This window comes from Solirubrobacter ginsenosidimutans (assembly GCF_027587205.1).
The window spans coordinates 165,694-178,679 of record NZ_JAPDOD010000015.1; the positions used below are offsets into that span (position 1 = coordinate 165,694).

Below are 12,986 nucleotides of genomic sequence, written 5' to 3' on the forward strand. Positions count from 1 at the left end.
CAACTTCCATGCTGTTCGATCTGAGAAGCGGCGCTCGGCGCCGCACCGTCAAGGTTGTCTACCTCGGCCTCGCGCTGCTCATGTTCGTGGGCTTCGTAGGCTTCAGCATCGGATCGAGCGGCCTGTCCGGCGGCATCGTCGACGCTATCACCGGCAACGGCAACTCCGGCGGCGGTGACACCGCAGTCGTCGACCGCCTCTCCGCGCAGGTCACGACCGCCGACGCCAAGGCCAAGGCCGCCCCGAGCGACCCCGTCGCCTGGGCGGCTCTCGCTCAGGCCCGCCTCCGCCTCGCCAACGTCGGCGACAACCTGGACCCGGCCACCGGCGCCTACACGGCCTCCGGCAACCGCCAGCTCGCCGCGGCAGGCACCGCCTGGGACAAGTACCTCGCGCTGAACCCGCCCAAGCCGGACGAGAGCCTCGCCCGCCAGATGGCCAACGCCTACCTGACCGTCGGCAACGCCGACAAGGCCGTCACCGCCCAGGAAGTCGTCACCGAGGTCGACCCGACCCAGCAGACGTTCTCCAACCTCGCCATCTTCGCCTACCAGGCCGGCCAGACCCGCAAGGGCGACCTCGCCTCCACCAAGGCCGTCGAGCTCGCCCCCGCGGCTGACAAGAAGGACCTCAAGACCCAGTTGGACTCGGCCAAGACCCAGGCGCTGACCCAACAGCTCCAACAGGCCGCCCCGAGCGCCACGCCGACCATCGGCGGCTAACACCTCCGCCGCTATCCTGTGCGGCCCAGCCCTTGTAGCTCAATTGGCAGAGCAGCGGACTCTTAATCCGAAGGTTGAAGGTTCGATTCCTTCCGGGGGCACTTCCGAAACCGCGCTACGGCGCGGTTTCGTTGGTTAAGGGGTCGGGTACCCCCGGGGGCCTCGACGAGCCCAAGAACGCGACAGACCGCCTCGGCGGGTGGTCACAAAAGCCCGCTATAGGGGCTTTTGTGACCACTGGTCGTCGGTGGCGGTGCGCGCGGGCGGGGTCAGCCGCCGAAGTTGGCCTGGCAGTCGGCGAGGGCGCCGGTGTCGGCGCCGGCCTTGGCGACGCAGTCGGTGAGCTTGGAGGCGTCGTCGACGGACTTCTGCACGCCGGCCGAGGCGTCGTCGGCGGTCTTCTGCGTGGCGGGGGAGGTCGCGTCGGTGGCCTGCTTGGTGGCGGCGGCGGTGTCGGCCTTGGCCTGGTCGAGCTGCTGGGTGACGGCCTGGGTGGTGGTGCGGACTGCATCGTTGGCGGTGTCGGAGCTCGGCTTGATCACGGTGAAGTACATGACCGCGAAGATGATCAGCGGGACGAGGATCAGGAAGACGCGAGCGATCGGGTTGCGAACTTGGAAGAGGATCATGCTCGTCTAACTGCTCAGGGGGCTTGGCATTACGCGGGGCTGCACGAATGGGTAGCCGGGCGGGCTTGACGGGTGCTGCGGCGCCCGAAGAGGATGGGTCGCAGATGAGACTGCGCCGAGTGTTCGCTGTGCTGGGAGTGATCGCGGGCGGTGCAGTACCGACGGCGGCGGTGGCGCTGAGCGCCGATCCGTTCGGCGCGCCGGAGATCGCCGATCCGACCTGGCGGCCGGCGACGAACTTCACCGAGGGGGTGCCGTTCGCCGGCGCCGACGGCGCGGGGAACATGCTGCTCGCGACGATCTATCGCAAGACCGTGAGCTCCGACGATCAGCTCGCCGTGCTCGAGCGCTGCGGGTCGGGTCCGGTGACGTGGCAGCGCACGGTGCTGACCGACGTGGCCGGTGGGATCACGCCGGGCAGGTTGCTGGTCTCACGCGACGGGACGGCGCTGGCGACGTGGCGGGTCGCGGGTGGCGGCACCGTCCGGCACTACTCGTCGGTGAGGCCGCCTGGCGGCGACTGGGGGGAGCCGCAGCTGATCGTCTCCGACCTCAATGTCAGTTTCGTGCAGCTCGCCGTCAGCGACACCGGCGACGCGATCGCGACGTGGGTGGACTCGTCGCCGTCCGGGACGTGGGCGTCGATTCGGCCTGCGGGTGGGGCGTGGGGCGCTCCCGAGTCGATCGCGGCCACGAACCTCACCTCCGACGTCGCGATGAGCGCGACCGGCGACGCGGTCGTCGCGTACAAGGGGTCGACGCCTGGGTGGGTGTTCTCCCGCTATCGCCCGGCCGGCGGGACCTGGGGCGGCGTGCAGGAGGTCCTTCGCAACGCCTATCAGGACACGCTCAAGAGCCTGATGGTGGAGTTCGACGGGACTGGGAAGGCGGTCGCGCTGGCGAACTTCCGCGAGCTCAACGACACGATCCGCGTGAATGTCCGCTCCAGCACTGGATGGGGCCCGACCGACCAGGTCCTCGACGACGACGGGGCGAACCCGCCGAACCCGTCGTTCGATAGCCGCATCCTGCAGGGGCTCGTGCGCCATCCGCAGGGTGCCGTCGCGGTGTGGACCCGTCGCCCGACCTCGAGCAACTTCACCGACGACATCGTCGTCTCGCGCCTGAGCGCCGCGGGTTGGGAGACGCCGCAGAAGGTCTTCGACCTCCCGTCGGCCTTCGCGAACGCCAGCGTGGCCACGAACGACGCGGGCGAGATCCTGCTCGCCGCGACGCTCCTGTACCGCCCGGCGACGACCGACGTCAACGACGTCAGGATGTCGATCGCGCCGAGCCTGACCGGCGCATGGCCCGATCTGACGCTCCTCTCGCCGCAGGCGACGCCCGTGAACCAGTTCCGGGACGCCTTCGCCGTGGGCGGCGGGTCGGCGTTCTACGTCGGCTGGGGCGTGCACGGCGGTAGCAACCAGCGGACGGAGGTCGTCGCGACGAAGCCGGCCGGCGCGACGTGCGCCGCGACGCCGACGCCCACCGCGACCGCCACTGCCAGTGCCACGCCGACCGCGACGGCAAGCGCGACTGCGACCGCCACGCCGACGGCGTCAGCGACCGCGACGGCCAGCCCGACACCGACCGCAACCGCGACGCCAGACCCGCTCCCGCTCCCGTCCGCGACCCCGACGCCCACCCCGACGGCGCAACCGTCCCCGCCGCCCCCCACACCCGCCGCGCCGTCCGCCATCGCCGACTTCACCACCCTCCCCGCCGCGTCCACCTGCGTCCGCGGCCACAAGCTGACCGTCAAGCTCAAGAAGCCGCCGAAGGGCTACGTCGTCAAGACCGTCACGGTCAAGGTCAACGCCAAGAAGGTCGCGACCCTCAAGGGCAAGCAGCTCAAGAAGCCGCTGCATCTGCGCAAGCTGCCGCAAGGAACCTTCACCGTCACCGTGACCATCACGCTGACCAAAGGCAAGGGCCTGACAGAACGGCGACGGTACACCGCGTGCAAATAGCGTCATCCTCGGGTGGGTGGATGCCCTTGTCGTCGAAGACCTGAGCAAGCGCTACGGCCCGACGGCGGCCGTCGACGGCCTGTCGTTCGCCGTTCCGAAGGGCAGCGTGTGCGGCTTCCTCGGCCCGAACGGGGCGGGAAAGACGACCACGCTGCGGATCCTGTTCGGGCTGACCAGGGCGACCGCGGGGAGAGCGGAAGCGGTCGGCCGCGTGAGCGGCGTCCTTGACCGCGACGGCTTTCATCCGGCAAGGACCGCCCGCGACGAGCTCGCCCTCGCGGCGCGCCGCAACGGGAAAGGCGACGCCGACGCGGCGCTCGCCAAGGCGGGCCTCGAAGCCGTCGCGGACCGCAAGATCGGGGCCTGCTCGTTCGGCACCCGCCGGCGCCTCGCCCTCGCCGCGGCGCTCCTGGCCGAGCCGGAGGTCCTCCTGCTCGACGAGCCCGCGACCGGCCTGGACCCCCACGCCCTGCGCGCGCTGCGTGGCCAGCTCAGAGACCACGCCGAACGCGGCGGCACCGTCTTGCTCTCGAGCCACGTGCTCGACGAGGTCGCCGCGACGTGCGACCGGGTCGTGGTGGTCGCGCAAGGCCGTCGCGTCGCCGAAGGACCGCTCGACGCGCTCCTCGCACAACGAATCCGCCTGCGCTCACCTGACGCGCACGAGTTGCTCGGCGCGCTCAAGCAAAACGGCCTGGACGCCACGACCGACGGTCCCGGAACGGTGATCGTCTCCGGGGCCGACCCGGACCAAGTGGGCCGAGTCGTCCGCGACAGCCGCGCGATCCTGCACGAGATGAGCACGCAGGGCGCGCTCGAGGCGCTCTATGTGGGGATCACCGAGGCCTCGTGAAGACCGAGTTCTGGGCCCTGCGGACGGTCGCCGCCTACCGCCGCGCGCTCGCGCTGGCGATCGCGTTCAGTGGCTTTCTCGCCATCTCATTCCTCGGGGTCCGCGATCTCGCGACCACGGCGCCCGTCGACGCCGAGTCGGCACTCTCCAGCGGTGCGGTCACCGGGTTCGTCGCCGTCGTCTACGCGGCGGCGACGGCGGGCGGGGAGATCGCGCGCGGCGGCCTTGCGCTCGCGCTCCTCGGCAGCCCCGATCGCCGGCGGGCGATCGCAGACCGCCTGAGCGCGCACGCCGTCGCCGGGGCGTCCTTCGGCGCCGCGGGCGCCATCACGGCGGCGGTCCTCACGTTCGGGTTGCTGAGCGCGGGCGCGGGCCCGATCCCCGGCGTGGACGTCCTTGCCGCCCGCGCCGCGGGCACGATCGCCTACGGCGCGCTGATGGGCGTCATCGGCGCCGCGCTCGGTCTCGCCTTCCGCTCACCCGCGGCCGCCGTCATCACCGCGCTGGTCGTCATGCTCGCGCTCGACCCGCTCCTCGCGGGCCTGCTGGACGTCTTCGCCCAGTGGGGTCCCGGCGGCGCAGCGGGCTCGCTCACCGGCAGCGGCGCCAGCGATCTCCCGCCGCCCTGGGCGGGCGGGCTGACGCTCTGCATCTACGCGGCGCTCCTCGGCGGTGCGGCGGCGGCGCTGACCGCCCGCCGAGACGTCCCCTAACCTTCAAGGCATGCTCGCCAGCGTCGACGGTGCGATCGGGCCCGCCGAGGAGGCGAGGATCCCGGTCTCGGACGAAGGCCTCCTCCGCGGGGACGGGGCGTTCGAGGTCATGCGGCTCTACCAGGGCCGCCCGTTCGCGTTCGAGGAGCACCTCGCCCGCCTCGCGCGCACCTGCGCGGGTCTCCGGCTCGAGCTGGACCTGGACACGTGGCGGGAGGAGATCGCCGCGCTGCTGGAGTGCAACGGCCCGGCCGAGTGCCTGCTGCGGCTCGTGCTCACCCGCGGCGGCCGCCGGATCGCCTTGATCGAGCCCGCCCCGCGGCACAAGCCCGTCGCCCGCGTCGCGACGATCACCTATGCGCCCAACCGGGTGCTCGACGGGCTCAAGACCCTCAGCTACGCCGGCAACATGCTCGCCACGCGGATCGCCAAGGAGGGCGGCTACGACGAGGCGCTGCTCGTCACCCCGCATGGCCGCATCCTCGAGGGGCCGACGTGGTCGTTCTTCTGGGTGCGCGACGGGCGCCTGTTCACGCCGCCGCTCAGCGAGCGCATCCTGGGCTCGATCACCCGCGAGCGGATCCTCGCCGAGACGGACGTGATCGAAGAGACGTGCACGCTCGACGACCTGCGGGGCGCGGAGGAGGCGTTCATCGCGTCGACCACGCGGACCGTCCAGCCGATCGCCGCGGTCGACGATCTCACGCTGCCCGCCGCGCCCGGGCCCGTCACCCTCAAGACCCGCGAGACGATGGATCAGGCGATCGAGCGGGAGCTCGGTGTCGTCGCCTAACTGCGCGGATGCGGCGCTCCGCCGCACTGGTAATCGAGATACCAGGCGACGTGGATTGAGGCTTGGACGAGGCCTCGAATCAGGCTCATGAGTACGTATTACCCGTGCATGTGGGGAGAATTAACGTGATTCGCGTCGGCGTGGTCGGCCTCGGCTACTGGGGCCCCAATTTGGCACGCAACTTCGCGGCGATCCCGGGCTGCGAGCTCGCGTGGTGCTGCGACGCGTCCGAGACCGCGAGGGCCCGCTGGGCGCCGTCGTTTCAGACCGCCCGGTTCACCGCCGACCTCGACGATCTCCTCAACGACGACACGCTCGACGCGATCGTCCTCGCCACGCCCGTGCCGACCCACGGCCCGCTCGCCGAGCGGGTGCTCGACGCCGGCAAGCACTGCCTGGTCGAGAAGCCGCTGGCCTACACGGTCGAGGACGCCGAGCGGGCGGTCGCGGCGGCCGAGCGCAGCGGGAAGATCCTGATGGTCGGCCACCTGCTCGTCTATCACCCCGGCGTCGACAAGCTCAAGGCGATCGCGGACTCCGGCGAGCTCGGCGACATCCACTACATCTACTCGCACCGGCTGAACCTCGGGAAGCTGCGCTCGGACGAGAACGCGCTCTGGTCGCTGGGCGCGCACGACATCTCGGTCGTCCTGCACCTCGCCGGCGAGGACCCGGACACCGTCGAAGCGCGCGGCGAGGCCTATACCCGCGCGGGCGTCGAGGACGTGGTGTTCTCGTTCCTGCGCTTCCCGTCGGGCGTCGCGGCGCATCTGCACATGTCGTGGCTGGATCCGCACAAGACGCGCAGCTTCACCGTCGTCGGAGCCAAGAAGATGGCCACGTTCGACGACATGGAGCTCGAGCGCAAGGTCACGATCTACGACAAGGGCTTCGACGAGGACACGCACTCCTACGGCGAGTACATCACCCGCTCAGGCGATATCCACAGCCCACGGATCTCCAATCGCGAGCCGCTGCGGATCGAGTGCGAGCACTTCATCGACTGCATCCGCGAGGGGAAGGCGCCGCGCTCCGACGGGGCCGCGGGGCTCCGGGTCGTGCGGGTACTCGCGACGCTCCAGGAGAATCTGAACGCGACACGGCGATAGGCTCGCTCTCATGAGCGACCCACGCATCACGTCCGGCGATCCACTGGCCGGCTACACGACGCCGCCGCCGCCCGGCGCGGGCGGCGTGGCCACCGCGGACCCGTTGAGCGCGCCCGCGTCGGCCGGCTGGGAGCTCTCGGGCTGGTGGCGGCGTGTCGGCGCCTACCTGATCGACGCCGTCGTCATCGTGATCATCGCCGGCGTCTTCTTCGGCATCTTCGCCGCGTTCGCCGGCGCCGGGTTCCTGGTGGGCGACACGACAGGGTTCATCGCGAGCGTGCTCGCGCTCATGGGTTTCCTGCTGTGCGTCGTGGTCGCCGCGCTGCTCTACGCGCCGCTGATGATGGCCCGGACCAACGGCAAGACGCTCGGCCGCATGATGACCGGCATCCGGGTCGTGCGCGCCAACGGCAAGCCGATCAGCTTCGGCTACGCCGTGGTCCGCGAGGTCCTGGTGAAGTGGCTGCTCATCGGCGCGATCGCAGGCTCCTTCACGTTCGGCCTCGCGGTGCTGATCGACTATCTGTGGCCGCTCTGGGACGAGGAGAACCGGGCGCTCCACGACATGGTCGTGGACAGCCGGACCATCCTCGACTGATTACACGACGACGGGCGTCTGGGCCGCAAGGCTATTGCGGCCCGACTCGGTCCAGATGACCTGGTCGCGCCCCGGCCCGACGCCGATCAACGCGACCGGCACGCCGACGAAGTCGGAGATGTAGGCGAGATAGTCGCGAGCGTTCTGCGGCAGCTCGCTCTCGTCGCGGCAGGCCGTGATGTCCTCATCCCAGCCGGGGAGGCGCTCGTAGTCGCCCGTCGCCTGGTGCATGACGGTCTGGTGGTACGGATAGTGCGTGAACGTCGCCTCTTCGGCGCCGCGGTAGCGCGTGCAGACGTTGAGGTCACCGAGGCCGGTGAGCACGTCGAGCTTCGTGATCGCCAGATGGGTGAGCGAGTTGATGCGGGTCGCGTAGCGCAGGGCGACGAGGTCGATCCAGCCGACGCGACGCGCGCGGCCGGTCGTGGTCCCGTACTCGCCGCCGGCCTCGCGCAGCGTCACGCCGAGCTCGTCGTCGAGCTCGGTCGGGAACGGGCCGGAGCCGACGCGGGTCGCGTAGGCCTTGGCGATGCCCCAGACCTCGTCGATGTCCTTCGGGCCGACGCCGGTGCCGATGCAGGCCGAGGCCGAGACCGGGTTCGACGACGTCACGAAGGGATACGTGCCGTGGTCGATGTCCAGCAGCGTGCCCTGCGCGCCCTCGAAGAGGACGTTGGCGCCGCTGTCGAGCACGTCCCACGTGAGCCGCGCGGTGTCGGCGACGTACTGCGCGATCCGGTGCCCGTAGGTCAGGTAGTCCTCGGTCATCGACTGCAGGTCGAGCTCGGGCGCCTTGGCGTAGGGCCGCAGTGACAGGCGCTTGGGGTCCATCGCGGCGACGATCTTCTTCTTGAGGATCTTCTCGTCGAGCAGGTCCTGGATGCGGATGCCCAGGCGCGCGGCCTTGTCGGCGTAGCAAGGGCCGATGCCGCGGCGGGTGGTGCCGATCTGCAGCTTGCCGAGCTTCGTCTCGCCCGCGTGGTCGAGGAACATGTGGTACGGCATGATCAGGTGCGCGTTGGCGCTGATCCGCAGCCCGGAGAGGTCTACGCCCTTGGCGCGCAGCTCGTCGAGCTCACCCGTCAGCACCTTCGGGTCGATCACGACCCCGTTGCCGATGGCGCACAGCTTGCCCGGGTAGAGAATCCCGGACGGGATCAGGTGGAACTTCCAGTGGACGCCGTCGCGCACGATGGTGTGCCCGGCGTTGTTGCCGCCCTGGAAGCGGATCACCATGTCCGCCTTCTCCGCGAGAAGGTCGACGACCTTACCCTTGCCCTCATCGCCCCATTGGGCGCCCACGATCACGATTCCGGCCATGTCGTGTAATCAGTGTACGAGCGATGACGAAAGCGGTTGCGCTCAGCGTCTCGGTTGGCCGTAGCGCGGCCCGTCGTCCTCCCAGCGGGTGTCGTCGAACGGGTCCGGCGTGCGGTGCGCCGCGGCGACCGGCTCGGGCACGTTGAACTGCATCTCCGGTCGTCGATCGTCGCCGAACATCGGCAGCGGGTCCTCGCACATCTCGTAGAGACGCGACACCGTGCGTTCGCCGATCTGCGCTCGCAACTCGGCGTCCGGACGTTCGTCCCAGTCGTCGTCCGGTGACAGCTTCGCCGGCCGCTTGCGCTCGGCCTTGATGAGGTTCGTCGTCAGCACGATCGAGCGCTGATCCTCGTAGCGGGTGTTGACGACGGTGTAGAGCTGCTCCAGCACCCACGGGGACGTCTGCTCGGCCCCGACGTCGTCGATGTGCAGCAGATCGACCGAGCACAACATGTCGATCAGCTGATTGAGGCTGTGGGCGCTGTCGTCGCGGAACGTCTCGCGGAGCATCGACAGCAGCCGAGGGAGCGAGTAGATCGCCACCGTGTGGTCGCGTTCCATCGCGGTCTTCGAGATCAGCATCGCGAGCGTCGTCTTGCCGGTTCCCAGGTCTCCGGTGAACCACAGCCCGCGACCACGCTCGAGCTGTTCCGAGATGGTGTCGCAATAGACCTGCACGCGCCTCAGGACATGCGGATACTGGGCGCGAAGCGATGGCACCGGCTCACGGTCGAACGACACGCCCCGGAAGGCCTTCGGGATCCGTCCGGCGACCGCGTTCGCGCGCTTGCGGGCCTGAAGCCGCGGCCGGCACGAGCACGAATACGCGCGCCGGGTCTCCTCGTCGAAGAGGAAGCCTGAGCCGTCGCAACGGCCGTCGAGACACGCGGCCATCAGTAGCGGTCGTCCGGGACGTAGGTCATGAAGCGCGGGAACTCCTTCTGGAACGTCAGCTCCACCGTTCCCAGGCCGCCGTTGCGGTGCTTGGCGATGATCAGGTCGGCCAGGCCCTCGCGCTCGGACTCCTGGTCGTAGTAGTCGTCGCGGTAGACGAACATCACGAGGTCGGCGTCCTGCTCGATCGCGCCCGACTCGCGCAGGTCGGAGAGCACGGGGCGCTTGTCCTGGCGCTGCTCGACGCCGCGGTTGAGCTGAGACAGCGCGATCACGGGCACCTCGAGCTCACGCGCGAGCGTCTTCAACCCGCGCGAGATCATGCCGATCTGCTCGACGCGGTTCTCGACATTGCCGCCCGCCCGCATCAGCTGCAGGTAGTCGATCAGGATCAGCCCGAGGCCGTCAGCGGTCTGCTGGGCGAGCCGGCGGCACTTGGCGCGCACGTCGAGGATGCTGAGGTCCGACGAGTCGTCGACGAACAGCTTCGACTCCGCCAGCCGGCCTGACGCGGCGAGGATCTTGCCCCAGCGCGACTGCGGGACGCGGCCCTTGCGGAGGTCGTCGCCCTTGATCGACGCCTGGGAGGCGATGAAGCGCTGGGCGAGCTCGCCCTCGCCCATCTCGAGCGAGAACAGCGCCACGGCCTTGTTGGACGCGAGCGCGGCGTTCTCGGCGAAGTTGACCATCAGCGCCGACTTGCCCATGGAGGGACGCGCGGCCAGGATGATCAGGTTGCCGGGCTGGAAGCCGCCGGTGATCGTGTCGAGGTCCTCAAAGCCGGACGGCGTGCCCGTCATCGGGTTGCCCTCGAGCGAGAGCTTCTGCAGCTTGTCGAGCTCGGCGTCCAGCAGTTGCTCGGCTGAGCGGAAGTCCTTCCGCGAGTCCTCGTGGGCGACCTCGAGGATCGAGCGCTCCGCCATGTCCACCAGGTCGCGCGGCAGCGCCTCGTGGTTGTGGACGGTCGCCTGGATGTCGTACGCCGCGTGCAGCAGCCGCCGCAGCATCGCGTTCTCTTTGACGATCCGCGCGTAGTTGCGCAGGTTGCCGACCGCGGGGACCGAGCCGGCGAGGAGCTCGATCGCGGCCGCTCCGCCGACGCTGTCCAGATCCCCCGCCTGCTTGAGGTGCTCGACCAGCGTCAGCGCGTCGACCGGCTCGCCGAGACCGTGCAGGTCCAGCATCGCCTGGTAGATCCGGCCGTGGCTCTCCCGGTAGAAGTCCTCCGGGTTCAGCCGCTCGTCGATGATCAGCGCGGGCAGCGACGTGTCCGACAGCAGCACGGCGCCGAGCACGGACTGCTCGGCTTCGAGGTTCTGCGGGGGCGCCATCGCGCCGCCGCCGAACCCGTCGCTGTGACCGTTGGTGGCGGGGAGTGCGCTCATCGGGCGTCCGAGTCTAGGTCGAGTATCGGACGAACACCTGTTCGTGTTCCCGCATAGACCGCATTAACGACGAAGCGCCGGCTCGGCCGGCGCTTCGAAAGCTGCTGCGTGGCGCGCGAGCGCTACTTCTGCTCGACGACCATGGTCTTGACGGTCGCGACGACGCCGTCCTCGACCTCGACCTCGATCATGCGCGTCCCGACGGTGCGGATCGGCTCCTCGAGGTTGACCTTGCGGCGGTCGATCGTGATGCCGCGGGCCTCCTGGATCGCGTCCACGATGTCCTGCGACGTGACGGAGCCGAAGAGGCGGCCGTCGTCACCCGCCTGGTGCGGGATCGTGAGCACGGTGCGGTTCAGCGCCTCGGCGGACTCGCGCGCGGCGGCCGTGGCCTGCGCCAGAGCGCGCTCGGTGGCCTCGCGACGCTTGGCCGCGGCGACGATCGCGCCCTTGGTGGCGGGGGCCGCCAGCTTGCGCGGGATCAAGTAGTTGCGCAGGTAGCCCTTCGAGACGTCGACGACCGTCCCGCGGGCGCCGAGCTGCTCGTGGTCCTGCAGGAGGATCGCCTCAGGCATGACTAACGGTCGCGTCCGCCGCCGCGTCCACCGCGGCCGCCGCCTTCGCGCTCGTCCGCGCCCGAGCCCTCACCGACGTACGGAAGCAGCGCGAGCTCGCGCGCACGCTTCACCGCAGTGGCGATCTGGTTCTGGTGCCGGCGACACGCGCCAGTGATACGGCGAGACCGGATCTTGCCGCGGTCGGAGATGAACTTCCGAAGGGCGGTGATGTCCTTGTAATCGACGAACTCCACCTTGTCGCGGCAGTACTGGCAGGACTTCCGGCGTCCGCCGCCCCCTCCGGTCTTGCGATCACGCCGGCGCGTCGGCCGGCTGCGCTGCTTTGCCACTGTTCGAAACCTCTCTAGCTGCTGACTCTTCGGATGCGCGCCCCGCGCGCACGAGGCCAAACGCCATTCGGCGCAGCCAGAGAGGGTAGCGGACCTGCCCTTTCCGTCCGGCATTCGCGCTAGACAGTCTGGCTTTGCACCAACACTGTGACTTTTCTCCGGAGAAACCGGCGTAGAAGGCCGGATCGCTCCGAAGGCGCCCGTAGACTCGACCCAAGGTCTAAGAGTCTGGAAAGGAGCCAGCCGGCATGGCGGCAAGCAACATCAATCGCGTGGTTCTCACAGGGAACCTCACGCGCGACCCGGAGCTTCGGTCGCTGCAGTCCGGCACATCGGTCTGCAGTCTGCGTATCGCGTCCAACTCGCGGCGCAAGGAGAACGGCGAGTGGGTCGATAAGCCCAACTACTTCAGCGTCACGGTCTGGGGCGCCCAGGGCGAGAACTGCGCCCGCTTCCTGTCCAAGGGTCGCCCGGTCTGCATCGACGGTCGCCTCGACTGGCGCGAGTGGCAGGGCCAGGACGGCTCCAAGCGCGAGTCCGTCGAGATCGTCGCCGAGTCCGTCCAGTTCCTGGGCGGTCGCGACGACGCCCCGGGTGGTGGCCAGGGCGGCGGCGGCCAGGCGTACAACAACGGGTTCGCCCCGCACTCGGACGTTCCGGCGGACACGTCGGACTTCGCTCCGCAGCCCGTGGGTGCGCGCAACGTGCCCGCGGACGACGACATCCCGTTCTAGGTCGTTAGAAGCGAGTTTGTTTTGGAGGGCCGCTCTTGGGCGGCCCTTCGTCGTTAAGAGACGAAAGTCAACTGCGCCGGGTGGGGGAGGGGGAGTGGCAGTGCCACCCGTCCCGGGCTGGCGTGGGTCCGCTTGGTGCGCGGCTCTGTTGGGGTCGAAGTGTGGTGCTGGGATACCGACAGTTACGGGCGTGGTGCTGACACCCCCGTCCGCGCCGGGCCTTGCGGTGATCGGTTACGGCGAGCAACGAAGTCATGCGCGAGGGGGGTGACGAACAAATGCGTCCTGTGAGGACGGTGGATTCATCCGGTCGATGCAACACGATCGTGTTCGTGTCGTGAGATCGGGGGTTG

General features: G+C 69.6%; 14 protein-coding genes and 1 tRNA gene. 9 read left to right on the forward strand and 6 right to left on the reverse strand.

The features are described from left to right. Positions 1–8 precede the first annotated feature (8 nt). Together OM076_RS17305 and OM076_RS17310 are read left to right on the forward strand one after the other, a co-directional pair. Entirely contained in the window at positions 9–722 is a 714-nt protein-coding gene (locus OM076_RS17305) for a tetratricopeptide repeat protein (RefSeq protein ID WP_270041281.1), read from the forward strand. 28 nt (positions 723–750) lie between these two features. Continuing rightward, positions 751–823: transfer RNA gene (locus OM076_RS17310), tRNA-Lys, on the forward strand. A 168-nt stretch (positions 824–991) separates the two neighbouring features. Here OM076_RS17310 and OM076_RS17315 read toward each other — a convergent pair. Further along, the gene (locus OM076_RS17315) at positions 992–1,351 is read right to left on the reverse strand and encodes a hypothetical protein (RefSeq protein ID WP_270041282.1); all 360 of its coding nucleotides are present in this window, start codon (positions 1,349–1,351) and stop codon (positions 992–994) included. 104 nt (positions 1,352–1,455) lie between these two features. On the opposite strand from OM076_RS17315, the gene OM076_RS17320 reads away from it, so the two are divergent. The 6 genes from OM076_RS17320 to OM076_RS17345 all read left to right on the forward strand — a co-directional run bounded on the left by OM076_RS17320 (position 1,456) and on the right by OM076_RS17345 (position 7,390). Beyond that, on the forward strand, positions 1,456–3,324 hold the full coding sequence (locus OM076_RS17320) for a hypothetical protein (protein WP_270041283.1): 1,869 nt from the start codon (positions 1,456–1,458) through the stop codon (positions 3,322–3,324). A 16-nt stretch (positions 3,325–3,340) separates the two neighbouring features. Beyond that, the gene (locus tag OM076_RS17325; protein WP_270041284.1) at positions 3,341–4,177 is read left to right on the forward strand and encodes an ABC transporter ATP-binding protein; all 837 of its coding nucleotides are present in this window, start codon (positions 3,341–3,343) and stop codon (positions 4,175–4,177) included. Further along, the gene (locus OM076_RS17330; RefSeq protein WP_270041285.1) at positions 4,174–4,890 is read left to right on the forward strand and encodes a hypothetical protein; all 717 of its coding nucleotides are present in this window, start codon (positions 4,174–4,176) and stop codon (positions 4,888–4,890) included. Before OM076_RS17325 ends, OM076_RS17330 begins: the two co-directional genes overlap by 4 nt. A 10-nt stretch (positions 4,891–4,900) precedes the next feature. After that, a complete protein-coding gene (locus tag OM076_RS17335) occupies positions 4,901–5,683 on the forward strand; it encodes an aminotransferase class IV (protein ID WP_270041286.1) in 783 nt (260 codons plus the stop codon). A 125-nt stretch (positions 5,684–5,808) separates the two neighbouring features. Continuing rightward, positions 5,809–6,792, forward strand: coding sequence for a Gfo/Idh/MocA family protein (locus tag OM076_RS17340; protein ID WP_270041287.1), 984 nt, complete (start codon positions 5,809–5,811; stop codon positions 6,790–6,792). Positions 6,793–6,802: 10 nt separating this feature from the next. Next, complete coding sequence (locus tag OM076_RS17345; protein WP_270041288.1) at positions 6,803–7,390, forward strand: RDD family protein; 588 nt, start codon at positions 6,803–6,805, stop codon at positions 7,388–7,390. On the opposite strand, the gene OM076_RS17350 is transcribed toward OM076_RS17345, so the two are convergent. The 5 genes from OM076_RS17350 to rpsR form a co-directional block, all read right to left on the reverse strand. Beyond that, a complete protein-coding gene (locus OM076_RS17350; protein WP_270041289.1) occupies positions 7,391–8,710 on the reverse strand; it encodes an adenylosuccinate synthase in 1,320 nt (439 codons plus the stop codon). A 42-nt stretch (positions 8,711–8,752) separates the two neighbouring features. Beyond that, positions 8,753–9,607 carry an ATP-binding protein gene (locus tag OM076_RS17355; RefSeq protein ID WP_270041290.1) on the reverse strand — a complete coding sequence of 285 codons (855 nt, stop codon included), beginning with the start codon at positions 9,605–9,607 and terminating at the stop codon, positions 8,753–8,755. After that, positions 9,607–10,992 (reverse strand): replicative DNA helicase, encoded by a 1,386-nt coding sequence (dnaB, locus tag OM076_RS17360; RefSeq protein ID WP_270041291.1) that lies wholly within the window; start codon positions 10,990–10,992, stop codon positions 9,607–9,609. The genes OM076_RS17355 and dnaB overlap by 1 nt, the downstream gene beginning before the upstream one ends. 122 nt (positions 10,993–11,114) lie before the next feature. After that, entirely contained in the window at positions 11,115–11,567 is a 453-nt protein-coding gene (rplI, locus tag OM076_RS17365; RefSeq protein ID WP_270041292.1) for a 50S ribosomal protein L9, read from the reverse strand. Positions 11,568–11,569: 2 nt separating this feature from the next. Beyond that, positions 11,570–11,899, reverse strand: coding sequence for a 30S ribosomal protein S18 (rpsR, locus tag OM076_RS17370; RefSeq protein ID WP_270041293.1), 330 nt, complete (start codon positions 11,897–11,899; stop codon positions 11,570–11,572). 272 nt (positions 11,900–12,171) lie between these two features. On the opposite strand from rpsR, the gene OM076_RS17375 reads away from it, so the two are divergent. After that, positions 12,172–12,633 (forward strand): single-stranded DNA-binding protein, encoded by a 462-nt coding sequence (locus OM076_RS17375; RefSeq protein ID WP_270041294.1) that lies wholly within the window; start codon positions 12,172–12,174, stop codon positions 12,631–12,633. The last annotated feature ends 353 nt before the right edge of the window (positions 12,634–12,986 follow it).

What these genes read in the sequence shown, in the direction of transcription:
- OM076_RS17355 (WP_270041290.1), bottom strand. Translation starts at nt 9,607, where the DNA reads ATGGCCGCGTGTCTCGACGGCCGTTGCGACGGCTCAGGCTTCCTCTTC.
- OM076_RS17315 (WP_270041282.1), bottom strand. Translation starts at nt 1,351, where the DNA reads ATGATCCTCTTCCAAGTTCGCAACCCGATCGCTCGCGTCTTCCTGATC.
- rplI (WP_270041292.1), bottom strand. Translation starts at nt 11,567, where the DNA reads ATGCCTGAGGCGATCCTCCTGCAGGACCACGAGCAGCTCGGCGCCCGC.
- OM076_RS17335 (WP_270041286.1), top strand. Translation starts at nt 4,901, where the DNA reads ATGCTCGCCAGCGTCGACGGTGCGATCGGGCCCGCCGAGGAGGCGAGG.
- dnaB (WP_270041291.1), bottom strand. Translation starts at nt 10,992, where the DNA reads ATGAGCGCACTCCCCGCCACCAACGGTCACAGCGACGGGTTCGGCGGC.
- OM076_RS17350 (WP_270041289.1), bottom strand. Translation starts at nt 8,710, where the DNA reads ATGGCCGGAATCGTGATCGTGGGCGCCCAATGGGGCGATGAGGGCAAG.
- OM076_RS17345 (WP_270041288.1), top strand. Translation starts at nt 6,803, where the DNA reads ATGAGCGACCCACGCATCACGTCCGGCGATCCACTGGCCGGCTACACG.
- OM076_RS17305 (WP_270041281.1), top strand. Translation starts at nt 9, where the DNA reads ATGCTGTTCGATCTGAGAAGCGGCGCTCGGCGCCGCACCGTCAAGGTT.
- OM076_RS17320 (WP_270041283.1), top strand. Translation starts at nt 1,456, where the DNA reads ATGAGACTGCGCCGAGTGTTCGCTGTGCTGGGAGTGATCGCGGGCGGT.